Consider the following 25,202-nt stretch of genomic DNA (forward strand, 5'->3'; position numbering starts at 1 on the left):
TCGTGCGACGCGGCAGGCGGATCGCCGTCGACGTCGGGGACGCCCGGATCGGGGTCGCCTCGTGCGACCCCGACGGGATCCTCGCCACCCCCGTGGAGACCGTGCCGGGACGCGACATCCCGGCCGCCCACAAGCGGCTCGTGGCGATCGTCGAGGAGTACGAACCGATCGAGGTGGTGGTCGGCCTGCCGCGCTCGCTCAGCGGGCGCGAGGGGCCGGCCGCGGCCAAAGTGCGCACCTTCGCGCGCGAGTTGGCGCGGCGGGTCAACCCGGTGCCGGTGCGGCTCGTCGACGAGCGTATGACCACTGTCACAGCGTCCCAGGGGCTGCGTGCCTCCGGGATGACGTCCAAGAAGGGCCGTTCCGTCGTTGACCAGGCGGCGGCCGTGGTGATCCTGCAGAGCGCGCTGGAGACCGAGCGGGTCTCGGGGAGGGCCCCGGGGGAAGCCGTCGAAGTGGTCATCTGATCGCGATACGGTAACGTTCCGCGCGGCATGGCCGCCGCCGCCCGTGCCACGAACACGCCGAGCGGTGACCACCTCCGTCGCTAGGGGATCGATGACTGAGTACGGCCGGGGACCCGGCTCCCAACCGTGGCACCCCGAGGATCCGCTGTACGGGGACCGGGAGTGGAGCGGCCACCGCGCGGTGGCCGGCCAGGATCCCTACGCACAGGACCCCTACGCGCAGCAGGACACCTACGCACAGGATCCGTACCCGCGGGACGCCTACGGCCAGGATCCCTACGGTCAGGGCGCCTACACCCAGGGCCCGTACGGCCAGGACCCTTACGGGCACCAGCAGTATCCGCACGGCTATCCGCAGGACCCTCAAGCGCAGCATCAGCAGCCCCAGTGGGACGGCCAGGACGCCGGCTACCCGCATCAGCGGGACCCGCAGGAGTACCCCGGCCAGGGCGGCTCCTACCCGGCCCAGGGCTACCCGGCCCAGGACGGCTCGTACGGCGGGACGGACCCGCAGGACCCCTATGGCGGCCAGGGCGCCTCCTACCCGGGCCAGGACCCCTACCAGGGCCAGGGACAGCAGGACCCCTACCCGGGCCAGGGACAGCAGGGCACCCAGCAGATGCCCACGGTGCCCGCGGAGCACCAGGTGCCGCGCCAGCGCGAGGCCCCCGAGGAGCCGCCCCTCCAGGCGGACGACGAGGACGACCACCCGTTCTTCACCGACGGCGGCGGCCGGGGCGACGCGGATGACGCGGACGACGACGGCGAGGACGGCGAGGACGGCGAGCGCTCCGGCGAGAAGGGCAAGCCCAAGAAGCGCCGCAGCGGCGTGGCCTGCCTCTTCGTGACCGTCGTCCTGGTGGGCGCCGTCGGCGGAGGCGGCTACTACGCCTACGACTTCTGGCAGACCCGCTTCGGCCCCGCACCCGACTACTCCGGCAACGGCACCGGCCGGATCGAGGTGGAGGTTCCCTCCGGCTCCGGCAACGCCGAGATCGGCTCGATCCTCGCCGACAAGGGCGTGGTCAAGAGCAGCGGCGCCTTCGTCGAAGCCGTGGAGGACAGCGGCAAGTTCGTCCAGCCGGGCACCTACACCCTGCGCAAGGAGATGTCCGGCGCGGCGGCGGTCAAGCTGATGCTCGACCCCAGCAGCAGCAACGCCCTGATCGTCACCGAGGGCATGCGCGACGCCACGATCTACGCGGCGATCGACAAGAAGATCGGCCTCAAGGCGGGGACCACCGCGGGCGTCGCCAAGAAGGAGGCCAAGAACCTCGGGCTGCCCTCCTGGGCCGACGACAACAGCAAGATCAAGGATCCGCTGGAGGGGTTCCTGTACCCGTCCCGCTACAGCGTGGGCGAGGGCGCCAAGCCCGCGGACGTGCTGCGGAAGATGGTCGCCGAGGCCAATCGGAACTACTCCGGTCTGGATCTGGAGGGCAAGGCGAAGGACTTGGGCCTGAAGTCCCCGCTCCAGCTGATCAGCGTGGCCAGCCTGGTCCAGGCGGAGGGCATCACCCACGACGACTTCCGGAAGATGGCCGAGGTCGTCTACAACCGGCTCAAGCCCGCGAACCCCGAGACCTACGGCAAGGTGGAATTCGACTCCACCTACAACTACATCAAGAACCAGAGCAAGATCGATATCCCGATCAGCGAGATCAAGCAGTACGACAACCCGTACAACACGTACTTCTACAAGGGACTTCCGCCCGGCCCGATCGGAAATCCGGGCCACGACGCGCTGAAAGCGGCGATGAACCCGACCAGCGACGGCTGGTATTACTTCATCTCGCTGGACGGCAAGACGAGCAAGTTCTCCAAGACCTACGCGGATCACCGGAAGTGGGTCGACAAGTTCAATAAGCAGCGCAAGAGCAACGGCTGAGGAAAGATGTCGGAAAACCGCAGGGCAGCGGTGCTCGGCTCGCCGATCGCCCACTCCCTGTCACCGGTACTGCACCGCGCCGCCTACCGCGAGCTGGGCCTGACCGGCTGGACGTACGACCGCTTCGAGGTGGACGAGACCGGACTGCCGGACTTCTTCAAGCGGCTCGGCGAGGACGCGGGCCCGGCCTGGGCCGGGCTGTCCCTGACCATGCCGCTCAAGCGCGCCGTGATCCCGCTGCTGGACGAGATCAGCGACACCGCGGCCTCGGTGGAGGCCGTCAACACGGTGGTCTTCGGTGACGACGGCCGCAGGCGCGGGGACAACACCGACATCCCCGGCATGCTGGCGGCGCTGCGGGAGCGCGGCGTCGGGCGCGTGGAGCGCGCCGCCGTGCTGGGCGCCGGCGCCACCGCCTCCTCGGCGCTGGCCGCGCTCTCCCGGATCTGCGACGGCGAGGTCACCGCGTACGTCCGCAGCGAGGCCCGCGCCGCCGAGATGCGGCAGTGGGGCGAGCGGCTGGGCGTCGCGGTGCGCACGGCGGACTGGGGCGACGCGGCCGGGGCGCTCGGCGCGCCGCTGGTGATCGCCACCACGCCCGCGGGCACCACGGACGCGCTCACCGCGGCCGTACCGGACCGCCCCGGCGCGCTCTTCGACGTCCTCTACGAGCCCTGGCCCACCCCGCTGGCCGCCGCCTGGGCGGCGCGCGGCGGCTCGGTGGTCGGCGGCCTGGACCTCCTGGTGCACCAGGCGGTGCTCCAGGTCGAGCAGATGACGGGCCGCGCCCCGGCGCCGCTGGCCGCGATGCGCGAGGCGCTGGCCGCCCGCTGAGCCCCCGCACGGCCCCTCATCGGGCCCGTCCGGCCCGCCCCCGGCCCCTCCCCGGGGCGCCGCGAGCGTCCACCCCATGGACCACGAACCGAGCGGACGCCCCGGTCGTGGGAGGATCGGGAGTGCGGGCCGGAGTCGCGCGGACCGGGCCGCGCCGCAGGACGTCGAGGCACGCGCATGAGGGAGCACCGTTGAGCAGGTTGCGCTGGCTGACCGCGGGGGAGTCGCACGGCCCCGCACTCGTGGCGACGCTGGAGGGGCTGCCCGCCGGGGTGCCGATCACCACCGACATGGTGGCCGACGCCCTGGCCCGACGGCGGCTGGGTTACGGCCGCGGTGCCCGGATGAAGTTCGAGCGCGACGAGGTCACCTTCATCGGTGGCGTACGCCACGGGCTGACCCTCGGCTCCCCGGTCGCGATCATGGTCGGCAACACGGAGTGGCCCAAGTGGGAGCAGGTCATGGCCGCCGACCCGGTCGACCCCGAGATCCTCGAGGGAGTCGCGCGCAACGCCCCGCTCACCCGCCCCCGCCCCGGCCACGCCGACCTGGCCGGGATGCAGAAGTACGGCTTCGACGAGGCCCGGCCGATCCTGGAGCGCGCCAGCGCCCGCGAGACCGCCGCCCGGGTGGCGCTGGGCACCGTCGCCCGCTCCTACCTCAAGGAGACGGCCGGGATCGAGATCGTCTCGCATGTCGTGGAGCTGGCCGCGGCGAAGGCGCCGTACGGCGTCCACCCCAAGCCCTCCGACGTCGAGAGGCTGGACGCCGACCCGGTGCGCTGCCTGGACGCCGACGCGAGCAAGGCGATGGTGGCCGAGATCGACCAGGCCCACAAGGACGGCGACACGCTCGGCGGCGTCGTCGAGGTGCTCGCGTACGGCGTGCCGGTGGGCCTCGGCTCCCATGTGCACTGGGACCGCCGGCTCGACGCGCGGCTGGCCGCCGCGCTGATGGGCATCCAGGCCATCAAGGGCGTCGAGGTCGGCGACGGCTTCGACCTCGCGCGGGTGCCCGGCTCCAAGGCCCATGACGAGATCGTCTCCACGGACCAGGGCATCCGGCGCTCCTCGGAGCGCTCGGGCGGCACCGAGGGCGGGCTGAGCACCGGCGAGCTGCTGCGCGTCCGGGCCGCGATGAAGCCGATCGCGACCGTGCCGCGGGCGCTGGCCACGGTCGATGTGACCACCGGCGAGGCCACCAAGGCCCACCACCAGCGCTCCGACGTCTGCGCCGTCCCGGCCGCCGGGATCGTCGCCGAGGCGATGGTCGCGCTGGTCCTGGCGGACGCGGTCGCGGAGAAGTTCGGTGGCGACTCGGTCACCGAGACCCGCCGCAATGTGCGGGGCTTCCTCGAGAACCTGGCCATCCGGTGAGCGGGCAGGTCAGCCAGGGCCCCGCCGTCGTGCTGGTCGGGCCCATGGGGGTCGGGAAGACCACCGTCGGGCAGGTGCTCGCGGCGCGGCTCGGCACCACCTTCCGCGACACCGACACCGACATCGTCGCGACGGCGGGCAAGGAGATCTCGGAGATCTTCATCGACGAGGGCGAGCCGCACTTCCGCGAGCTGGAGCGGCAGGCGGTGCGGACCGCCGTCGCCGAGCACGCGGGCGTGCTCGCGCTGGGCGGCGGCGCCGTCCTCGACGAGGGCACCCGGGCGCTGCTCGTCGGCCTCCCGGTCGTCTTCCTGGAGATGGGCGTCGCCGAGGCCGTCAAGCGCACCGGGCTCGACGCCCCGCGCCCGCTGCTCGCGGTCAATCCCCGCCAGCGCTGGCGCGAGCTGATGGAGCAGCGCCGCCCGCTGTACACCGAGGTCGCCCGCGCCGTGGTGTCGACCGAGGACCGCACCCCCGAGGCCGTCGCCGAGGCCGTCCTGGACGTACTGGAGCTGAAGAACGCATGACACCCCCTGTGGCCGACACCCCTACGCGCATCCAGGTCGGAGGCATCGCGGGCACCGCGCCGTACGAGGTGCTGATCGGCCGGCAGCTGCTCGGCGAGCTTCCCGGGCTGATCGGCACGTTGGCCAAGCGCGTCGCCGTCCTGCACCCCGAGGCGCTGGCCGAGACCGGTGAGGCGATCCGCCAGGACCTCGCCGGGCAGGGGTACGACGCCATCGCGATCCAGCTGCCCAACGCGGAGGAGGCCAAGACCGCCGAGGTCGCCGCGTACTGCTGGAAGGCGCTCGGCCAGACCGGCTTCACCCGCACCGATGTGATCGTCGGCGTCGGCGGCGGCGCGACCACCGACCTCGCCGGATTCGTCGCCGCCACCTGGCTGCGCGGAGTGCGCTGGATCGCCGTCCCCACGACCGTGCTCGGCATGGTCGACGCCGCGGTCGGCGGCAAGACCGGGATCAACACGGCCGAGGGCAAGAACCTCGTCGGCGCCTTCCACCCCCCGGCCGGGGTGCTGTGCGATCTGGCCGCGCTGGACTCGCTGCCGGTCAACGACTACGTCAGCGGGCTCGCCGAGATCATCAAGGCGGGTTTCATCGCCGACCCGGAGATCCTGGAGCTGATCGAGCGGGACCCGGCCGCCGCCCGTACGCCCGCCGGACCGCACACCGCCGAGCTCATCGAGCGCTCCATCCGGGTCAAGGCCGAGGTCGTCTCCAGCGACCTCAAGGAGTCCGGGCTGCGGGAGATCCTCAACTACGGGCATACGCTCGCCCACGCCATCGAGAAGAACGAGCGCTACAACTGGCGCCATGGCGCGGCCGTCTCCGTGGGCATGGTGTTCGCCGCCGAGCTGGGCCGGCTGGCGGGCCGTCTGGACGACGCCACGGCCGACCGGCACCGCACCGTCCTGGAGGCCGTGGGCCTGCCGCTCACCTACCGCGGCGACCAGTGGCCCAAGCTGCTGGAGACCATGAAGGTCGACAAGAAGTCCCGCGGTGACCTGCTGCGCTTCATCGTCCTGGACGGTATCGCCAAGCCCACCGTGCTGGAGGGCCCGGACCCGGCGGTGCTGCTCGCGGCGTACGCCGAGGTCTCCGGCTGACCCGGGCCGTAACCGCGGTCTCGCGTCACAACTCTGTCATCGCCTTCGGAAGCCCGCGGCCTCGCCGCGGGCTTTCGAACAGCCCCCAAGCCCTCGCAGTTGCGGCCCTTGCGGGACGAAATGCCTGGCTGACGAGGGGCGGCGGGGACACAGCGGGTTCGCGGTCCGTTCACACAGCGGAGCTTTGGGCAGGTACCGTTCGGTGGGAGCGGCCTCACCGCCGTATCAGCACCTGACAGTTGTCGGACGAGAACTGCCTGTACGAGACGGAGTGCCACCGGATGCAGCATGCAGTGGGAGCTCCGCTGCCACCGCCCCACCAGCCGGGGCCGGTTCCCGGGCCGCAGGGCGCGGGCTGGGCCCAGGGCGCGAGTGCGAGCCATCACCCGGGACCTCACCCCAATCCCCCCGCCCCGCACGCGCCTCCCGTGCCTCCCGCGCCCGGGCACGTGGCACCGCCCGCGCAGCATCCGGTGTCCCCTCCGCCGGCCCCGCCCGCGCCCCCCGGGGCGCCGCTGGAGACGGTGAACACCACCGGCCATGTCCAGCTGCCGCCCGGCGGTCCGGTGCCGCTGCCGAACCCCCCGGCGGACCCGTCGCTCGCCGATGTCTCGCAGGCGACGGTGGCGGTGCTGCTGATCGGACCGGCCGGGGCGGGCAAGACGACGGTCGCGCGCTACTGGGCCGACCGCCGCCGGGTGCCGACCGCGCACATCAGCCTGGACGATGTGCGGGAGTGGGTCCGGTCCGGCTTCGCCAACCCCCAGTCGGGGTGGAACGAGAACTCCGAGGCGCAGTACCGTCTCGCCCGCCGCACCTGCGGCTTCGCCGCCCGCAACTTCCTGGCCAACGGGATCTCCTGCATCCTCGACGACGCCGTCTTCCCCGACCGCCCGGTCGTCGGCCTCGGCGGCTGGAAGCGCCATGTGGGCCCCGGGCTGCTGCCGGTGGTCGTCCTTCCGGGCCTGGAGATCGTCCTGGAGCGGAACGCGGCCCGCACCGGGAACCGCCGCCTCAGCGACGAGGAGGTGGCACGGATCCACGGCCGGATGGCGGGGTGGTACGGCTCCGGCCTGCCCATCATCGACAACTCCACCTACGACGTGGAGACCACGGCCCGCATGCTCGACGAGGTCGTCACCCGCTCCATCGCAAGCCCCCCCAGCTGGTAGAGACCCCCGTCCGGACCCGCTCGACCGGCCCCCCTTTTTTTCCAGGCTCGGTTCTCCCCCGGCTACCGCTGGGAGGTACCCCCGGCTGGAGCCACTGGGGAAGCCGTGGCCCCCGAGTCTGCGTACGCTCGGGGACATGTCCGAGGTGTACGCGGCCCGACGTGCCCGTCTGCACGATCAGTGCACCGCGGCCGGGAGCGCGGCGGCGCTGGTGTCCCGGCCCGCCAATGTGCGCTATCTGTGCGGCGCGGTGCCGCCCGGGGCCGTGCTGCTGCTCGGACCCGTCCAGGACGTGCTGGTGGCCGCCGAGGTCCCGTCCGCGCCGCCGCTCTCCTCGGGCCCGCCGCGTTCCGACGAGCCGCGGCTGCTGGTCGTGCCCGGCGCGGACGGCGACCCGGCCGTGGCCGCCGCCGATCTGGCCGCGGCGGACGGCGCCGAGTCGCTGGCCGTCGAGGAGCACGATCTGACCGTCGCCCGCCATCGGGCGCTCGGCGCCGCCGCCCCCCGCGTCCGCCTCGCCGATCTGGGCCGCGCCGTCGAGCAGTTGCGGCTCATCAAGGACGACGAGGAGATCTCCTGTATGCGGATCGCCGGGGAGCTGGCCGACCAGGCGCTCGGCGAGCTGCTGGAGTCGATCCTGGTGGGCCGCACCGAGCGGCATCTGGCGCTGGAGCTGGAGCGCCGGCTGGTGGACCACGGCGCGGACGGCCCGGCCTTCCCCACCGTGGTCGCGGCGGGGCCGCACGCGGGGCGCCCCGGCCATCTGCCCACCGACCGGAGGGTCGAGGAGGGCGATTTCCTCACCATCTGCCTCGGCGCCGACTACCGCGGCTACCGCTGCCAGGTGGGCCGTACGTTTGTCATCGGGCCCTCGCCCGCGGACTGGCAGGTCGAGCTGTACGATGCCGTCTTCGCCGCTCAGCGGGCCGGGCGGGAGGCGCTGTTGCCGGGCCGGGCGTACCGGGACGTGGACCGGGTGACCCGTCAGGTGCTGGCCGCCGCGGGCTTCGGAGACGCGCTGGAACCGTGCACCGGACACGGTGTGGGCCTGGAAATCGACGAGGACCCTCGGCTCACACCGTCCGCCATGGGTAAACTGGACGCTTGTGTGCCGGTCACCGTCGAGCCGGGGGTCCACCTCCCGGGCCGGGGCGGTGTCCGGATCGATGACACGCTCGTCGTCCGCCCCGAGGCGGACGGCGGACCCGAGCTACTCACCATCACGACCAAAGAGCTGCTCGCGCTCTAGCGGAACCGGGCGCGCCGGCGGCTCTCTGGTCTCCACCAGCTGCAGTCCAGGAGATCCCGCAACCGTGGCATCCACGAACGACCTCAAGAACGGCATGGTGCTCAAGCTCGACGGCGGCCAGCTGTGGTCCGTCGTCGAGTTCCAGCACGTCAAGCCCGGCAAGGGCCCCGCTTTCGTGCGCACCAAGCTCAAGAACGTGCTGTCCGGCAAGGTGGTCGACAAGACCTTCAACGCCGGTGTGAAGGTCGAGACGGCCAATGTCGACAAGCGCGGCATGCAGTTCTCGTACAAGGACGGCGAGAGCTTTGTGTTCATGGACATGGACACCTTCGACCAGATCTACATCACCCCCGAGGTCGTCGGCGACAACGCCCGCTACCTGCTCGAGGGCTTCGAGGCCGTCGTGGCGATGTACGAGGGCAACCCGCTGTACGTCGAGCTGCCCGCCGCCGTCGAGCTGGTGATCGAGTACACCGAGCCGGGCGTCCAGGGCGACCGCTCCACCGGTGGCACCAAGCCCGCCAAGCTGGAGACCGGCTACGAGATCGGCGTGCCGCTGTTCATCACCACCGGTGAGAAGATCAAGGTCGACACCCGCTCCGGTGAGTACCTCGGTCGGGTGAACAACTAACCGTGGCCGCCCGCAACAAGGCCCGTAAGCGTGCCTTCCAGATCCTCTTCGAGGCCGATCAGCGCGGCAGCACCGTGCAGACCGTGCTCGCGGACTGGATCCGGCTCGCCCGGACCGACGACCGGCAGCCCCCGGTCAGCGAATACACGATGCAGCTCGTCGAGGGATATGCCCAGCACATCGACCGGATCGACGAGCTGATCGCCACCTACGCGGTGGGCTGGACGCTGGACCGGATGCCGGTCGTCGACCGGAACATCCTGCGGCTGGGCGCGTATGAGCTGGTGTGGGAGGACGCTACCCCGGACGCGGTGGTGATCGACGAGGCGGTGCAGCTCGCCAAGGAGTTCTCCACCGATGACTCGCCGGCCTTCGTCAACGGTCTGCTGGGCCGTATCAAGGAGCTGAAGCCGAGTCTGCGTCGTGAGCAGGAGCCCCGGGAGCACCAGGCATAGCCGCGTTCCTCATATGACAAAGCCGCCGGGGGCGGTGGCGGACCCAGAAGGGCCCCACCGCCCCCGGCGGCACGTTTCTGCAGGTGAACGCTGATGAACAGGGGAAGAGGGACTCAGACGTCTTCATGCTGGACCGCGCGGCGGGCGTCGGCGCCCAGCACGCCCCAGCTGATCAGCTGTTCGGTCAGCACGGACGGCGACTGGTCGTAGATGACGGCGAGGGTGCGCAGATCGTCCTGGCGGATCGAGAGCACCTTGCCGTTGTAGTCGCCACGCTGGCTCTGGATCGTGGCGGCGTACCGCTGAAGCGGGCCCGCCTTCTCGACCGGCACATGGGCCAGTCGCTCCAGGTCCAGTACCAGCTTCGGCGGCGGCTCGGCGGCTCCGGCCGGGCTCGTGCCCGGAAGCAGCTCCTGCACCGGGACGCCGTAGAAGTCGGCCAGCTCGGCGAGACGCTGCACGGTCACGGCGCGGTCGCCGCGCTCGTACGATCCCACCACCACGGCCTTCCAGCGGCCCTGGGACTTCTCCTCGACACCGTGGAGGGAGAGGCCCTGCTGGGTGCGGATGGCGCGGAGCTTGGCCCCGAGCTGTTTGGCGTATTCGCTGGACATAAAGCTCCCCGGACGCTGTATCGACGTGCGGCTGTGCCGCGCGGCTGGTCACTCACTGTGAGGTTACGCAGCGTAATTTCCATTCGTCAAGCCGAATGGGGCGGAGGGGCTCCGGCCAGGGGTGTTGACGGGGGCACTCGGCACTCCTGCTACTGTGAATGGCGCAAATCCGACCGTCCTTTAAGGTCCGTCCCGTGAGGCGGAGAAGGAGGTCCGTTTCGTATGGACGCACACACCTCGGACGCCGCGCGCTCGGTGCTGGAAGCACCGGATATCGCGCGCGTTCTCACCCGCATCGCCCACGAGATCGTCGAGCGCGCCAAAGGCGCCGATGACGTGGTGCTGCTCGGCATTCCCACCCGTGGTGTCTTTCTCGCCCGGCGGCTGGCCGCCCGGCTCGAAGAGATCACCGGCAAGCCCGGCCGGATCCCGGTCGGCTCGCTCGACATCACGATGTACCGCGACGACCTGAGGCTGCGCCCGGCCCGCGCACTCGCCCGCACCGAGATCCCCGACGACGGCATCGACGGCCGCCTCGTGGTCCTCGTCGACGATGTGCTCTTCTCCGGCCGCACCATCCGCGCCGCCCTCGACGCCCTCGGTGACATCGGGCGGCCGCGCGCGGTCCAGCTCGCGGTCCTCGTCGACCGCGGCCACCGGGAACTGCCGATCCGCGCCGACTACGTCGGCAAGAACCTCCCCACGTCGCTGCGGGAGACGGTCAAGGTCCAGCTCACCGAGGAGGACGGCCGCGACAGCGTGCTCCTCGGGCTGCGCGGGACCACCCCCGCGGACGGGAAGTAGCGCCCCTCACCGACGGCGAGTGCCTCCCCGGCGACCGAAGGGGAACCCGCCCGAAGGACCACCGGTGCCGCCAGGTCACCGGTCCCCGCGCCTGCCCGCCCGCACGCCCGCACACCTCCTTCACCCACGGAGCAACCGGATGAAGCGCCACCTCATCTCGGCCGCCGATCTCTCTCGCGACGACGCCGTCCTGATCCTCGACACCGCCGAGGAACTGGCCCGGCTCGCCGACCGGCCGATCAAGAAACTGCCGACCCTGCGCGGCCGTACCGTCGTCAACCTCTTCTTCGAGGACTCCACCCGCACCCGCATCTCGTTCGAGGCGGCCGCCAAGCGGCTCTCCGCCGACGTGATCAACTTCTCCGCCAAGGGGTCCTCGGTCTCCAAGGGCGAGTCCCTTAAGGACACCGCGCTCACCCTGGAGGCGATGGGCGCCGACGCCGTGGTGATCCGCCACCACGCCTCCGGCGCCCCGCACCGGCTGGCCACCTCCGGCTGGATCAACGGCGCCGTGGTGAACGCGGGCGACGGCACCCATGAGCACCCCACCCAGGCGCTGCTCGACGCCTTCACCATCCGCCGCCATCTGAGCCCGGAGGCCTCCGGCGCCGGGCAGGACCTGGCCGGACGCCGGATCACCATCGTCGGCGACGTCCTGCACAGCCGGGTGGCCCGCTCCAACGTCCATCTGCTGTCCACCCTGGGCGCCGAGGTCACCCTGGTCGCCCCGCCGACGCTGGTCCCCTTCGGCGTGGAGAGCTGGCCCTGCGAGGTCTCCTACGACCTGGACGCGGTGGTCGGCAAGACCGACGCCGTGATGATGCTGCGCGTCCAGCGCGAGCGCATGAACGCCGCGTTCTTCCCCACCGAGCGGGAGTACGCCCGCCGCTACGGCCTGGACGGCGACCGCATGGCGCGGATGCCGGAGCACGCCATCGTGATGCACCCCGGCCCCATGAACCGCGGCATGGAGATCACCGCGGAGGTCGCGGACTCCGACCGCTGCACCGCCGTCGAGCAGGTCGCCAACGGCGTCTCGATCCGCATGGCCGTCCTGTACCTGCTGCTCGGCGGGAACGAGTCCGCCGTCGCCGCCGCCCGCACCGAGGAGAGCAAGTGACCATGAGCGACACCCACAAGACGCTGCTGCGCGGGGCGAAGCCGCTCGGCGGCGAGCCGCGCGACGTGCTGATCGAGGGCGAGCGCATCGCCGCGGTCGGCACCGGCCTCGACGCGGACGGGGCCACCGTGATCGACGCCGCCGGGCAGATCCTGCTCCCGGGCCTGGTCGACCTCCACACCCATCTGCGCGAGCCCGGCCGGGAGGACTCCGAGACGGTCCTCACCGGCACCCGGGCCGCCGCGGTCGGCGGCTTCACCGCGGTCCACGCCATGGCCAACACCTTCCCCGTGGCCGACACCGCCGGCGTCGTCGAGCAGGTGTGGCGGCTGGGCAAGGAGTCCGGCTACTGCGACGTCCAGCCCATCGGGGCGGTGACCGTGGGCCTGGAGGGCAAGAAGCTCGCCGAGCTGGGCGCGATGCACGACTCCGCGGCCGGGGTGCGGGTCTTCTCCGACGACGGCAAGTGCGTGGACGACGCGGTGATCATGCGCCGCGCGCTGGAGTACGTGAAGGCGTTCGACGGCGTCATCGCCCAGCACGCCCAGGAGCCCCGCCTCACCGAGGGCGCCCAGATGAACGAGGGCGTCGTCTCCGCCGAGCTGGGCCTGGGCGGCTGGCCTGCCGTCGCCGAGGAGTCGATCATCGCCCGCGATGTGCTGCTCGCCGCCCACGTCGGCTCCCGGGTGCACATCTGCCACCTGTCCACCGCGGGCTCGGTCGAGATCGTCCGCTGGGCCAAGTCCAAGGGCTGGAACGTCACCGCCGAGGTCACCCCGCACCACCTGCTGCTGACCGACGAGCTCGTGCGCTCCTACGACCCCGTCTACAAGGTGAACCCGCCGCTGCGCACCGAGGCCGATGTGATGGCGCTGCGTGAGGCGCTCGCCGACGGCACCATCGACTGCGTGGCCACCGACCACGCCCCGCATCCGCACGAGGACAAGGACTGCGAGTGGGGCGCCGCGGCCATGGGCATGGTGGGCCTGGAGACGGCGCTGTCCGTCGTCCAGCACACCATGGTGGACACCGGGCTGCTGGACTGGACGGGCGTCGCCGACCGGATGTCGGTGCGGCCCTCGGCCATCGGCCGCCTGACCGGCCACGGCCGTCCCATCGCCGCCGGGGAGCCCGCCAACCTCACCCTGCTCGACTCCGCTTACCGTGGTGTGGTGAACCCCGCGGGCTTCGCCTCCCGCAGCCGCAACACCCCCTACGAGGGCCGCGAACTGCCGGGCCGCGTGACGTACACGTTCCTGCGGGGGCGGGCGACGGTTGTGGACGGGAAGCTGGCGTGACGACTCCGAGTCATCCGGCGGCGGGCCTCGCGGGATTCGCGGGCCTCGCCGCCGAGCAGAAATCGCAGGACGTGACGGACTGGGCGGCCAGGATCGGCTGGGTCGTCGGGCTGCTGCTGGTCATCGCGCTGGTCTACTGGCTGATGCGCGAGGGCTGGAAGTGGCGCGCCACCCTCCAGGGCGACCTCCCCGAGCTGCCCCAGGCCCCGGCCGGGCCCGGCGACCCCAAGGCCACGATGAGCGGCCGCTACCACGGCTCCACCACCGCCGGGCAGTGGCTGGACCGGATCGTCGCCCATGGCCTCGGCACCCGCAGCCGGGTCGAGCTCACCCTCACCGACCAGGGCGTGAGCGTGGTCCGGCCGGGCGCGCGGGACTTCTTCATCCCCGCCGCCGCACTGCGCGGCGCCCGGCTCGACAAGGGCATCGCGGGCAAGGTCCTCGCCGAGGGCGGACTGCTGGTGATCACCTGGAGCCACGGTGACCGGCTGATCGACTCCGGCTTCCGCTCCGACCACGCGGCCGAGCACACCGCGTGGGTGGACGCCCTCACCGAACTCTCCGGCGGCCCCAGCGCAGCGGCCGTCCCCTCGTACGACACGGAAGGCACACGATGACCACCTCCAACAGGGGGGCCACGAGCCCCGCAGTCCTTGTCCTGGAGGACGGCCGCACCTTCCGCGGCCGGGCCTACGGGGCCGTGGGGGAGACCTTCGGCGAGGCCGTGTTCTCCACCGGGATGACCGGCTACCAGGAGACCCTGACCGACCCCTCCTACCACCGCCAGGTCGTCGTGATGACCGCCCCGCACATCGGGAACACCGGCGTCAACGACGAGGACCCGGAGTCGAAGCGGATCTGGGTCTCCGGCTATGTGGTGCGCGACCCGGCCCGTACCCCCTCCAACTGGCGCTCCCGCCGCTCGCTCGACGACGAGCTCAGCGCCCAGGGCGTCGTCGGCATCAGCGGCATCGACACCCGCGCCCTCACCCGCCATCTGCGCGAGCGCGGCGCCATGCGCGTGGGCATCTTCTCCGGCGCGGCCCTCGCCGACGAGGCCACGCTGCTGGCGAAGGTGCGGGAAGCCCCCCAGATGAAGGGCGCCGACCTCAGTGGCGAGGTGGCCACCGAGGAGCGTTACGTCGTCCCGGCGATCGGGACCAAGAAGTTCACCGTCGCCGCGATCGACCTGGGCATCAAGGGCATGACCCCGCACCGGATGGCCGAGCGCGGCATCGAGGTGCACGTGCTGCCCGCGACCGCCACTGCCGAGGACGTCTACGCGGTGAACCCGGACGGCGTCTTCTTCTCCAACGGCCCGGGCGACCCGGCCACCGCCGACCACCCCGTCTCCCTGATGCGGGCCGTGCTGGAGCGCTCCACGCCGCTGTTCGGCATCTGCTTCGGCAACCAGATCCTCGGCCGCGCGCTCGGCTTCGGCACCTTCAAGCTGAAGTACGGCCACCGCGGGATCAACCAGCCGGTGCAGGACCGCACCACCGGCAAGGTGGAGGTCACCGCCCACAACCACGGCTTCGCCGTGGACGCCCCGCTCGACGCGCCGTCCGACACCCCCTTCGGCCGCGCCGAGGTCTCCCACGTCTGCCTCAACGACAACGTGGTCGAGGGGCTGCGGCTGCTCGACCGCCCCGCGTTCAGCGTCCAGTACCACCCCGAAGCCGCCGCCGGTCCGCATGACGCCGCGTACCTTTTCGACCGCTTCGTGTCCCTGATGGAGGGCCAGCGTGCCTAAGCGCACCGACATCCAGTCCGTTCTGGTCATCGGCTCCGGCCCGATCGTCATCGGCCAGGCCGCCGAGTTCGACTACTCCGGCACCCAGGCGTGCCGGGTGCTGAAGGCCGAGGGCCTGCGGGTCATCCTGGTCAACTCCAACCCGGCCACGATCATGACCGACCCGGAGATCGCCGACGCCACCTATGTGGAGCCGATCACCCCGGAGTACGTCGAGAAGATCATCGCCAAGGAGCGCCCCGACGCGCTGCTGCCCACCCTCGGCGGCCAGACCGCGCTCAACACCGCGATCTCGCTGCACGAGGCGGGCACCCTCGAGGAGTACGGCGTCGAGCTGATCGGCGCCAATGTCCAGGCGATCCACAAGGGCGAGGACCGCGACCAGTTCAAGGAGGTCGTCGAGGCCGTCCACGCCAAGATCGGCCACGGAGAGTCCGCCCGCTCGGTCATCTGCCACTCCATGGACGACGTCCTCGCGGGCGTCGAGCAGCTCGGCGGCTACCCCGTCGTGGTCCGCCCCTCCTTCACCATGGGCGGCGCGGGCTCCGGCTTCGCGCACGACGAGGACGAGCTGCGCCGTATCGCCGGCCAGGGCCTGACCCTCTCGCCGACCACCGAGGTGCTTCTGGAGGAGTCCATCCTCGGCTGGAAGGAGTACGAGCTGGAGCTGATGCGCGACCGCAACGACAATGTCGTGGTCGTCTGCTCCATCGAGAACTTCGACCCCATGGGCGTGCACACCGGTGACTCGATCACCGTCGCCCCGGCGATGACGCTCACCGACCGCGAGTACCAGATCCTGCGGGACATCGGCATCGCCGTCATCCGCGAGGTCGGCGTCGACACCGGCGGCTGCAACATCCAGTTCGCGGTCAACCCCGAGGACGGCCGGGTCATCGTCATCGAGATGAACCCGCGCGTCTCCCGCTCCTCGGCGCTCGCCTCCAAGGCCACCGGCTTCCCCATCGCCAAGATCGCCGCGAAGCTGGCCGTCGGCTACACCCTGGACGAGATCCCCAACGACATCACCCAGGAGACCCCGGCGTCCTTCGAGCCCACGCTCGACTACGTCGTGGTCAAGGTGCCGCGCTTCGCCTTCGAGAAGTTCCCGGCCGCCGACGCCCGGCTCACCACCACCATGAAGTCGGTCGGCGAGGCCATGGCCATCGGCCGCAACTTCACCGAGGCGCTGCAGAAGGCGCTGCGCTCGCTGGAGAAGAAGGGCAGCCAGTTCGACTTCACCGGGGAGCCCGGGAGCAAGTCCGAACTGCTCCGGGCGGCCGTCGTCCCCACCGACGGCCGGATCAACACCGTGATGCGGGCCATCCGCGCCGGAGCCACCCCCGAGGAGGTCTTCGACGCCACGAAGATCGACCCGTGGTTCGTGGACCAGCTCTTCCTGATCAAGGAGATCGCGGACGAGCTGGCGGCCGCCGACAAGCTCGGCCCCGAACTGCTCGCCGAGGCCAAGCGGCACGGCTTCTCCGACGCCCAGATCGCCGGGATCCGCTCGCTGCGCGAGGACGTGGTCCGCGAGGTGCGGCACGCGCTGGGCATCCGGCCCGTCTACAAGACGGTCGACACCTGCGCCGCCGAGTTCGCCGCCAGGACCCCGTACTTCTACTCCTCCTACGACGAGGAGTCCGAGGTCGCCCCGCGCGAGACCCCCGCGGTGATCATCCTCGGCTCGGGCCCCAACCGCATCGGGCAGGGCATCGAGTTCGACTACTCCTGTGTCCACGCCTCCTTCGCGCTGCATGACGCGGGCTATGAGACCGTCATGGTCAACTGCAACCCGGAGACCGTCTCCACCGACTACGACACCTCCGACCGGCTCTACTTCGAGCCGCTGACCCTGGAGGACGTGCTGGAGATCGTCCACGCGGAGACGCAGGCGGGCCCGGTCGCCGGGGTGATCGTCCAGCTCGGCGGCCAGACCCCGCTGGGCCTGGCCCAGGCGCTCAAGGACAACGGCGTGCCGATCGTCGGCACCTCACCCGAGGCGATCAACCTCGCCGAGGAGCGCGGCGCCTTCGGCCGGGTGCTCACCGAGGCCGGGCTGCCCGCCCCCAAGTACGGCACCGCCTTCTCCTTCGAGCAGGCCAAGGGCATCGCCGCCGAGATCGGCTACCCGGTCATGGTCCGCCCCTCCTACGTGCTCGGCGGCCGCGGCATGGAGATCGTCTACGACGAGCCCTCGCTCGCCGCGTACCTGGAGCGGCACGCCGGGCTGATCTCCGAGCACCCCGTGCTCATCGACCGCTTCCTCGACGACGCCATAGAAATCGACGTCGACGCGCTCTACGACGGCCAGGAGCTCTACCTCGGCGGCGTCATGGAGCACATCGAGGAGGCCGGGATCCACTCCGGGGACTCGGCCTGCGCGCTGCCCCCGATCACCCTCGGCGGCTTCGACGTCAAGCGGCTGCGCGCCTCGACCGAGGCCATCGCGCGCGGGGTCGGCGTCCGCGGGCTGATCAACATCCAGTTCGCGATGGCCGGGGACATCCTCTACGTGCTGGAGGCCAACCCGCGCGCCTCCCGTACCGTCCCCTTCACCTCCAAGGCCACCGCCGTACCGCTGGCCAAGGCCGCCGCCCGGATCTCGCTGGGCGCCACCATCGCCGAGCTGCGCGCCGAGGGGCTGCTGCCCTCCAGCGGCGACGGCGGCACGCTGCCGATGGACGCGCCGATCTCCGTCAAGGAGGCCGTGATGCCCTGGAGCCGGTTCCGGGACGCCTCCGGGCGCGGCGTGGACACCATCCTGGGCCCGGAGATGCGCTCCACCGGCGAGGTCATGGGCATCGACTCGGTCTTCGGCGCGGCCTACGCCAAGTCGCAGGCCGGGGCGTACGGCGCGCTGCCGACCAAGGGGCGCGCGTTCGTCTCCGTCGCCAACCGCGACAAGCGCTCGATGATCTTCCCGGCCCGGGAGCTGGTCGGCCTCGGCTTCGAGCTGCTGGCCACCTCGGGCACGGCGGAGGTGCTCAAGCGCAACGGGATCAACGCGACCGTGGTGCGCAAGCAGAGCGAGGGCGAGGGCCCGAACGGCGAGAAGACCATCGTCCAGCTCATCCACGAGGGCGAGGTCGACCTGATCGTCAACACCCCGTACGGCACCGGCGGCCGCCTCGACGGCTATGACATCCGTACGGCGTCCGTCGCCCGCGGCGTCCCGTGCCTGACCACCGTCCAGGCGCTCGCCGCCGCCGTCCAGGGCATCGAGGCGCTGGGCCGGGGCGCGGTCGGCGTCCGATCGCTCCAGGAGCACGCGGAACATCTGATCGCCGCCCGCGAGGAGTGAGGCGAGGGAGGGGGACACCGGCCGGTGTCCCCCTCTTCATGAGCCCCACCGCTCTTCATGAGCCCACCCTTCTTCATGAGCCCGCTCGCCCACTGCCGCAGAAAGCCCCCTCATGTATGCGCTCCTCTTCCACCTGATCTTCCGGCGCATGGACCCGGAGAGCGCCCACCACCTGGCCTTTTCCTGGATCCGCCGGGCCGCCCGCATCCCCGTGCTGCGGACGTTCGCCGCCGCCGTCCTCGCCCCCCGCCACCCGGCGCTGCGCACCGAGGCGCTGGGCCTGCGGATGCACGGGCCCTTCGGACTCGCCGCCGGATTCGACAAGAACGCCGCCGGGATCGACGGCATGGCCATGATGGGCTTCGACCACGTCGAGATCGGCACGGTCACCGCCCAGCCGCAGCCCGGCAACCCCAAGCGGCGGCTCTTCCGGCTGGTCGCCGACCGCGCCCTGATCAACCGCATGGGCTTCAACAACGAGGGCTCGGCGGCGGTCGCGGCCCGCCTCGCGGCCCGGCGCCCGGCCTTCCGCACGACGGTCGGCGTCAACATCGGCAAGACCAAGGTCGTCCCGGAGGCGGAGGCCGTCGCCGACTATGTGACGTCCACCGAGCGGCTCGCCGCCCACGCCGACTACCTCGTCGTCAACGTCTCCTCGCCCAATACCCCCGGACTGCGGAACCTCCAGGCCGTGGACCATCTGCGGCCGCTGCTGACCGCGGTCCGCGAGGCCGCGGACCGCACGGTCACCGGCCGCAGGGTGCCCCTTCTGGTCAAAATCGCGCCGGATCTCGCCGACGAGGACGTGGACGCGGTCGCCGATCTGGCGGTCGAGCTCGGCCTGGACGGCATCATCGCCACGAACACCACCATCGCGCGCGACGGCCTCGGCCTCACCTCCCCCTCCCGGCTCACCGCCGAGACCGGCGGCCTGTCCGGCGCGCCCCTGAAGGCGCGCGCCCTGGAGGTGCTGCGCCGCCTGTACGCCCGGGTGGGGGACCGGCTGACCCTGGTCGGGGTCGGCGGGATCGAGACCGCGGACGACGTCTGGGAGCGGATTCTGGCCGGCGCCACGCTGGTGCAGGGCTACAGCGCCTTCATCTACCGGGGCCCGTTCTGGTGCCGTGAGATCCACCGCGGCCTGGCGGCCCGCCTGGCCGCGAGCCCGTACGCCACCCTCGCCGAGGCCGTCGGCGCCGAGGCCGCCGCGTAATGCCCGGGGGCTCCGCCCCCGCCCCCCCGCCGGGGCTCCGCCCCGGACCCCGCTCCTCAAGCTCCCCCAGCCACCGCTGGGAGGTGCCCCCTGGAGGGGCTGGGTTTGGGGCATCTGCGCCCCCATACCGCCGCTCCCCAAACGCCGGAGGGGCTGAATTTCCTGAGGAGAGACCGATGACGACCCCCGCCCCCACCCCCTTCGGCACCCGGCTGCGTGCCGCCATGGACGCCCGTGGCCCGCTGTGCGTGGGCATCGACCCGCACGCCTCCCTGCTCGCCGACTGGGGCCTGGGGGACGATGTGGCCGGTCTGGAGCGGTTCACCCGGACCGTGGTGGACGCCCTCGCCGAGCGGGTGGCCGTCCTGAAGCCGCAGTCGGCCTTCTTCGAGCGGTTCGGCTCCCGCGGCATCGCGGTGCTGGAGCGGGCCGTCGCCGACGCCCGCGCCGCCGGGGCGCTGGTGCTGATGGACGCCAAGCGCGGCGACATCGGCTCCACCATGGCCGCGTACGCCTCCGCCTACCTGGATCCGGCCGGCCCGCTCTTCTCGGACGCGGTCACCGTCAGCCCCTACCTGGGCTTCGGCTCGCTGCGCCCGGCGCTGGACGCGGCGCGGGCGGCCGGGGCGGGCGTCTTCGCGCTGGCGCTGACGTCCAACCCGGAGGGGGCCGAGGTGCAGCACGCGGTACGGCCCGACGGGACGACCGTCGCGGCCACCGTGCTGACCGCGCTGAAGGCCGAGAACGCCGCCGAGGCCGCCGAGGGCCGTCTCGGCTCGTACGGGGCCGTCGTCGGGGCCACCCTCGGCGGCACCGCGCACCGGCTGGGCGCCGATCTGGCGATCGACGGGCCGCTGCTGGCCCCCGGCATCGGGGCCCAGGGCGCGACCCCCGCCGATCTTCCGGCGGTCTTCGGCCCGGCGGTGCGAAATGTTCTTCCGAGCGTCAGCCGGGGGGTGCTCCGGCACGGTCCGGACGCCCCATCGCTGGTCGCCGCGGCCTCCCGAATGGCTGATGAAGTGCGTGCCGTGGCCGAATAACCCGGTTACTTTGTCCGTAAATGTCTGAGTCGAGCGAGTCTGACCAGGACTTTTCGTCTGTTCTCGCTGACTGGAGCGGGATCGGCCGCTAGTCTCCGACGAGAGCGAACGCGCGCTGCGTTGCGCGTTGCTCCCCAGGTGAGGGGCGACTAGGTTCCTCACCGGTCCATATCCGACAGTTCGACATCCGAGGTGACGTAGGCGTGGCTCTTCCGCCCCTTACCCCTGAACAGCGCGCAGCCGCGCTAGAAAAGGCCGCCGCGGCTCGCCGGGAGCGCGCCGAGGTCAAGAATCGACTCAAGCACTCCGGCGCCTCCCTGCACGAGGTCATCAAGCAGGGCCAGGAGAACGATGTCATCGGCAAGATGAAGGTGTCCGCTCTCCTCGAGTCCCTGCCCGGCGTCGGCAAGGTCCGCGCCAAGCAGATCATGGAGCGGCTCGGCATCTCCGAAAGCCGTCGAGTGCGGGGTCTGGGCTCCAACCAGATCGCGTCGCTCGAGCGTGAGTTCGGCGGCGCTGCGGGCTGACCCGGCCCGGCGTTTCCAGGCACTCCCGGGAACCTGGATAATCGCTCCATGGCAGCACACTCCGCACGACCGCGACTGACCGTGCTCTCCGGCCCCTCCGGGGTCGGCAAGAGCACGGTCGTCGCCCATATGCGCAAGGAACACCCCGAGGTCTGGCTCTCGGTCTCCGCCACGACCCGGCGCCCGCGCCCCGGTGAGCGGGACGGCGTCCACTACTTCTTCGTGGACGACGGGGAGTTCGACAAGCTCATAGCCAATGGTGAGCTGCTGGAGTGGGCCGAATTCGCGGGCAATCGCTACGGCACCCCGCGCGAGGCGGTCATGGACCGCCTCGACGCGGGCGAGCCGGTGCTGCTGGAGATCGATCTGCAGGGCGCACGGCAGATCCGCGAGTCCATGCCGGAGGCGCAGCTGGTCTTCCTCGCGCCGCCGAGCTGGGAGGAGCTGGTGCGTCGGCTCACCGGCCGGGGCACCGAGGCGCCCGAGGTGATCGAGCGGCGGCTGGAGGCCGCGCGGACCGAGCTGGCCGCCGAGTCAGAGTTCGATACGACCTTGGTCAATACCTCCGTCGAGGCGGTGGCCAATGAGCTGCTAGCCTTGATGCGAGTGGCTTGATCTTCGATTCACTCTTGCCATCAGGCGAAATAAGGAAGGCTAGAGAGTGTCCTCTCCCATGACCGCGCCCGAGGGGATCATCAACCCTCCGATTGATGAGCTGCTCGAGGCCACCGACTCCAAGTACAGCCTGGTGATCTACGCGGCCAAGCGCGCGCGTCAGATCAACGCGTACTACTCCCAGCTCGGTGAGGGCCTGCTCGAGTACGTCGGTCCCCTCGTGGACACCCACGTCCACGAGAAGCCCCTCTCGATCGCGCTCCGCGAGATCAACGCGGGCCTGCTGACCTCCGAGGCCATCGAGGGCCCCGCTCAGTAGGTTTCGGATCGCTTGAGCCACCGGCCCGGCAGTGATGCCGGGCCCGTGGTGTGTCATGGGTACGTGAGCCGACCCGGCGTACCGTGACTGCACGTACGGCCCGATGCGGCATACGACGTACCCGGTGGGGAGAGCCGAGCGATGGACAAGCCCGAGGTGGTCCTGGGCGTCAGTGGCGGGATCGCCGCCTACAAGGCGTGCGAGCTGCTGCGCCGCCTCACCGAGTCCGGCCATGACGTACGCGTCGTGCCGACCGCCTCGGCGCTGCACTTCGTCGGCGAGGCGACCTGGTCGGCGCTGTCCGGGCATCCGGCGACGACCGAGGTCTGGGAGTCCGTCCACGAGGTGCCCCACGTCCGCATCGGCCAGTCCGCCGATCTGGTCGTGATCGCCCCGGCCACCGCCGATCTGCTCGCCAAGGCCGCCCATGGCCTGGCGGACGACCTGCTCACCAATACGCTGCTCACCGCGCGCTGTCCGGTCGTCTTCGCGCCCGCGATGCACACCGAGATGTGGGAGCACCCCGCCACCCAGGAGAACGTGGCGACGCTGCGCCGCCGCGGCGCCATCGTCATCGAGCCCGCCGTGGGGCGGCTCACCGGCGTGGACACCGGCAAGGGGCGGCTGCCGGACCCCGGGGAGATCTTCGAGGTCTGCCGCCGGGTGCTGGCCCGCGGAGCCGAGGCGCTCACCGCCGATCTGGCCGGCCGCCATGTCGTGGTCAGCGCCGGAGGCACCCGAGAGCCGCTGGACCCGGTGCGCTTCCTCGGCAACCGCTCCACCGGCCGCCAGGGGTACGCCCTGGCCCGTGCCGCCGTTGCCCGGGGCGCGCGGGTGACGCTCGTCTCGGCCAACAGCGAGCTGCCCGACCCGGCGGGCGCCGATGTGGTGCGCGCGGGCACCGCGGCACAGCTGCGGGAGGCCGTCCTCAAGGCCGCCGCGGACGCGGACGCCGTGGTGATGGCGGCCGCCGTCGCCGACTTCCGCCCCGCGCGGTACGCCGAGGGGAAGATCAAGAAGCGTGAGGGCCAGGAGCCCGAGCCGCTCGCCCTGGTACGGAATCCGGACATCCTCGCCGAGATCTCCGCGGAGCGCGCCCGCCCCGGCCAGATCGTGGTCGGCTTCGCCGCCGAGACCGACGACGTGCTCGCGAACGGGCGCGCGAAGCTGGCGCGCAAGGGCTGCGATCTGCTCGTGGTGAACGAGGTCGGGGAGCACAAGACCTTCGGGGCCGAGACCAACGAGGCCGTGGTGCTCGGCGCCGACGGCACCGAGACGCCCGTGCCGTACGGCCCCAAGGGCGCGCTCGCCGACACCGTCTGGGACCTGGTGGCCCGCCGCCTGGGCTGAGCGGGGACCGGGGCTCGACGGGCTCGACAGGGGCAGGACACGGTTGCGGGACACGGCCGATCGGGCTCATGACACATTCCCGCCACGGCGGGGTGGGGCTGTATTTCGGCTTGAGGCAAGGTATGTTCCCGGTCACGGGCCTGCCCGTTCTGTGGGACGGGGATGCTTGACCGGTGGACGTGCCGGATAAACTGGCCCAGGAACCGCATCGGGCGCAGCTCCCGGGCGGTCCCGACCATGATCAGCCAGCAGCCGCTGCAACCCCAGGGAGCGATGTGTCCCGCCGCCTGTTCACCTCGGAATCTGTTACCGAGGGTCACCCCGACAAGATCGCTGACCAGATCAGCGACACCATCCTCGACGCCCTCCTGCGAGAGGACCCGACCTCCCGGGTCGCGGTCGAGACCTTGATCACCACCGGCCTGGTGCACGTGGCCGGCGAGGTGACGACCAAGGCGTACGCCGATATCGCGACGCTCGTGCGGAACAAGATCCTCGACATCGGCTACGACTCGTCGAAGAAGGGCTTCGACGGCGCCTCCTGCGGCGTCTCGGTGTCGATCGGCTCACAGTCCCCCGACATCGCCCAGGGTGTGGACTCCGCCTACGAGCTCCGGGTCGAGGGCGACGAGGACGAGCTGGACAAGCAGGGCGCGGGCGACCAGGGCCTGATGTTCGGGTACGCCTGCGACGAGACGCCCGAGCTGATGCCGCTGCCGATCAACCTGGCGCACCGGCTCTCCCGCCGGCTGTCCGACGTCCGCAAGAACGGGACCATCCCCTACCTGCGCCCGGACGGCAAGACCCAGGTCACCATCGAGTACGACGGCCACAAGGCGGTCCGCCTGGACACCGTCGTCGTCTCCTCGCAGCACGCCTCCGACATCGACCTGGACTCGCTGCTGGCGCCCGACATCCGGGAATTCGTGGTCGAGCACGTGCTGAACGAGCTGGTCGAGGACGGCATCAAGCTCGACACCGAGGGCTACCGCCTGCTGGTCAACCCCACCGGCCGCTTCGAGATCGGCGGCCCGATGGGTGACGCCGGCCTCACCGGCCGCAAGATCATCATCGACACCTACGGCGGCATGTCCCGCCACGGCGGCGGCGCCTTCTCCGGCAAGGACCCCTCCAAGGTCGACCGCTCCGCCGCCTACGCCATGCGCTGGGTCGCCAAGAACGTGGTGGCCGCCGGCCTCGCCCAGCGCTGCGAGGTGCAGGTCGCGTACGCCATCGGCAAGGCCGAACCGGTCGGCCTCTTCGTCGAGACCTTCGGCACGGCGGCGGTCGACGCCGAGAAGATCGAGAAGGCCATCTCCGAGGTCTTCGACCTCCGCCCGGCCGCGATCATCCGCGACCTCGACCTGCTCCGCCCGATCTACGCCCAGACCGCGGCGTACGGCCACTTCGGCCGTGAGCACTCCGACTTCACCTGGGAGCGCACCGACCGCGTCGACGCCCTCCGCGCGGCGGCGGGTCTGTAGGACCCCCGGCTCGATCCACGGCTCCCGACGAAGGCCCGGACGCCCCCGCGGCGTCCGGGCCT

24 protein-coding genes are annotated in these 25,202 nt (G+C 71.5%); 23 read left to right on the forward strand and 1 reads right to left on the reverse strand.

The genetic code is table 11. The features are described from left to right. Window positions 1-2: 2 nt before the first annotated feature. From ruvX to nusB, 10 genes are all read left to right on the forward strand, one after another. A complete protein-coding gene (gene ruvX / locus IEJ02_RS21360) occupies window positions 3-467 on the forward strand; it encodes a Holliday junction resolvase RuvX (RefSeq protein ID WP_191066328.1) in 465 nt (154 codons plus the stop codon). Between the two features lie 91 nt (window positions 468-558). Then, entirely contained in the window at window positions 559-2,355 is a 1,797-nt protein-coding gene (mltG, locus tag IEJ02_RS21365; RefSeq protein ID WP_191066329.1) for an endolytic transglycosylase MltG, read from the forward strand. A 6-nt stretch (window positions 2,356-2,361) separates the two neighbouring features. Continuing rightward, window positions 2,362-3,189 (forward strand): shikimate dehydrogenase, encoded by an 828-nt coding sequence (locus tag IEJ02_RS21370; RefSeq protein WP_191066330.1) that lies wholly within the window; start codon window positions 2,362-2,364, stop codon window positions 3,187-3,189. A gap of 191 nt (window positions 3,190-3,380) precedes the next feature. After that, window positions 3,381-4,565: a chorismate synthase gene (aroC, locus tag IEJ02_RS21375; RefSeq protein WP_191066331.1), complete on the forward strand. Its 1,185-nt coding sequence runs from the start codon at window positions 3,381-3,383 to the stop codon at window positions 4,563-4,565. A 44-nt stretch (window positions 4,566-4,609) separates the two neighbouring features. Next, window positions 4,610-5,092 (forward strand): shikimate kinase, encoded by a 483-nt coding sequence (locus IEJ02_RS21380; RefSeq protein WP_137981040.1) that lies wholly within the window; start codon window positions 4,610-4,612, stop codon window positions 5,090-5,092. After that, window positions 5,089-6,192: a 3-dehydroquinate synthase gene (gene aroB / locus IEJ02_RS21385; RefSeq protein WP_191066332.1), complete on the forward strand. Its 1,104-nt coding sequence runs from the start codon at window positions 5,089-5,091 to the stop codon at window positions 6,190-6,192. Before IEJ02_RS21380 ends, aroB begins: the two co-directional genes overlap by 4 nt. A gap of 281 nt (window positions 6,193-6,473) precedes the next feature. After that, window positions 6,474-7,364: a Pro-rich N-terminal domain-containing protein gene (locus IEJ02_RS21390; protein WP_191066333.1), complete on the forward strand. Its 891-nt coding sequence runs from the start codon at window positions 6,474-6,476 to the stop codon at window positions 7,362-7,364. A 136-nt stretch (window positions 7,365-7,500) separates the two neighbouring features. Then, window positions 7,501-8,613, forward strand: coding sequence for an aminopeptidase P family protein (locus IEJ02_RS21395; RefSeq protein ID WP_191066334.1), 1,113 nt, complete (start codon window positions 7,501-7,503; stop codon window positions 8,611-8,613). Between the two features lie 64 nt (window positions 8,614-8,677). Then, window positions 8,678-9,244 (forward strand): elongation factor P, encoded by a 567-nt coding sequence (gene efp / locus IEJ02_RS21400; protein ID WP_037951647.1) that lies wholly within the window; start codon window positions 8,678-8,680, stop codon window positions 9,242-9,244. A gap of 2 nt (window positions 9,245-9,246) precedes the next feature. Continuing rightward, window positions 9,247-9,699, forward strand: a complete 453-nt coding sequence (gene nusB / locus IEJ02_RS21405; protein WP_046087725.1) for a transcription antitermination factor NusB — start codon at window positions 9,247-9,249, stop codon at window positions 9,697-9,699. A 113-nt stretch (window positions 9,700-9,812) separates the two neighbouring features. Here the strand turns inward: nusB and bldD are convergent, their stop codons facing one another. After that, window positions 9,813-10,313, reverse strand: coding sequence for a transcriptional regulator BldD (gene bldD, locus IEJ02_RS21410; protein ID WP_014056259.1), 501 nt, complete (start codon window positions 10,311-10,313; stop codon window positions 9,813-9,815). 222 nt (window positions 10,314-10,535) lie between these two features. Between bldD and pyrR the strand changes: the two genes are divergently transcribed. The 13 genes from pyrR (at window position 10,536) to metK (ending at window position 25,140) form a co-directional block, all read left to right on the forward strand. Beyond that, window positions 10,536-11,117 carry a bifunctional pyr operon transcriptional regulator/uracil phosphoribosyltransferase PyrR gene (gene pyrR / locus IEJ02_RS21415; RefSeq protein WP_137980357.1) on the forward strand — a complete coding sequence of 194 codons (582 nt, stop codon included), beginning with the start codon at window positions 10,536-10,538 and terminating at the stop codon, window positions 11,115-11,117. A gap of 139 nt (window positions 11,118-11,256) precedes the next feature. Further along, on the forward strand, window positions 11,257-12,237 hold the full coding sequence (locus IEJ02_RS21420) for an aspartate carbamoyltransferase catalytic subunit (RefSeq protein WP_191066335.1): 981 nt from the start codon (window positions 11,257-11,259) through the stop codon (window positions 12,235-12,237). A gap of 2 nt (window positions 12,238-12,239) precedes the next feature. Continuing rightward, the gene (locus IEJ02_RS21425; RefSeq protein ID WP_191066336.1) at window positions 12,240-13,535 is read left to right on the forward strand and encodes a dihydroorotase; all 1,296 of its coding nucleotides are present in this window, start codon (window positions 12,240-12,242) and stop codon (window positions 13,533-13,535) included. Further along, window positions 13,532-14,152 carry a PH-like domain-containing protein gene (locus tag IEJ02_RS21430; protein WP_191066337.1) on the forward strand — a complete coding sequence of 207 codons (621 nt, stop codon included), beginning with the start codon at window positions 13,532-13,534 and terminating at the stop codon, window positions 14,150-14,152. The genes IEJ02_RS21425 and IEJ02_RS21430 overlap by 4 nt, the downstream gene beginning before the upstream one ends. Then, window positions 14,149-15,288: a glutamine-hydrolyzing carbamoyl-phosphate synthase small subunit gene (gene carA / locus IEJ02_RS21435; RefSeq protein WP_137980360.1), complete on the forward strand. Its 1,140-nt coding sequence runs from the start codon at window positions 14,149-14,151 to the stop codon at window positions 15,286-15,288. Before IEJ02_RS21430 ends, carA begins: the two co-directional genes overlap by 4 nt. Further along, window positions 15,281-18,592, forward strand: coding sequence for a carbamoyl-phosphate synthase large subunit (gene carB, locus IEJ02_RS21440; RefSeq protein ID WP_191066338.1), 3,312 nt, complete (start codon window positions 15,281-15,283; stop codon window positions 18,590-18,592). The genes carA and carB overlap by 8 nt, the downstream gene beginning before the upstream one ends. 112 nt (window positions 18,593-18,704) lie before the next feature. After that, on the forward strand, window positions 18,705-19,805 hold the full coding sequence (locus IEJ02_RS21445; protein ID WP_191066339.1) for a quinone-dependent dihydroorotate dehydrogenase: 1,101 nt from the start codon (window positions 18,705-18,707) through the stop codon (window positions 19,803-19,805). Window positions 19,806-19,981: 176 nt separating this feature from the next. Continuing rightward, entirely contained in the window at window positions 19,982-20,845 is an 864-nt protein-coding gene (gene pyrF / locus IEJ02_RS21450) for an orotidine-5'-phosphate decarboxylase (RefSeq protein ID WP_191066340.1), read from the forward strand. Window positions 20,846-21,048: 203 nt separating this feature from the next. Further along, window positions 21,049-21,372 (forward strand): integration host factor, encoded by a 324-nt coding sequence (locus IEJ02_RS21455; protein WP_009713618.1) that lies wholly within the window; start codon window positions 21,049-21,051, stop codon window positions 21,370-21,372. A gap of 48 nt (window positions 21,373-21,420) precedes the next feature. Beyond that, window positions 21,421-21,987 (forward strand): guanylate kinase, encoded by a 567-nt coding sequence (gene gmk / locus IEJ02_RS21460; RefSeq protein WP_137980362.1) that lies wholly within the window; start codon window positions 21,421-21,423, stop codon window positions 21,985-21,987. A gap of 58 nt (window positions 21,988-22,045) precedes the next feature. After that, window positions 22,046-22,306, forward strand: a complete 261-nt coding sequence (gene rpoZ / locus IEJ02_RS21465) for a DNA-directed RNA polymerase subunit omega (protein WP_020867048.1) — start codon at window positions 22,046-22,048, stop codon at window positions 22,304-22,306. Between the two features lie 141 nt (window positions 22,307-22,447). Beyond that, entirely contained in the window at window positions 22,448-23,656 is a 1,209-nt protein-coding gene (gene coaBC / locus IEJ02_RS21470) for a bifunctional phosphopantothenoylcysteine decarboxylase/phosphopantothenate--cysteine ligase CoaBC (RefSeq protein ID WP_191066341.1), read from the forward strand. 275 nt (window positions 23,657-23,931) lie between these two features. Continuing rightward, window positions 23,932-25,140: a methionine adenosyltransferase gene (metK, locus tag IEJ02_RS21475; protein ID WP_191066342.1), complete on the forward strand. Its 1,209-nt coding sequence runs from the start codon at window positions 23,932-23,934 to the stop codon at window positions 25,138-25,140. Window positions 25,141-25,202: the final 62 nt, after the last annotated feature.

The sequence above is a fragment of the Streptomyces sp. 5-10 genome (assembly GCF_014712245.1).
GTDB classification, from domain to species: Bacteria; Actinomycetota; Actinomycetes; order Streptomycetales; family Streptomycetaceae; genus Streptomyces; species Streptomyces violaceusniger.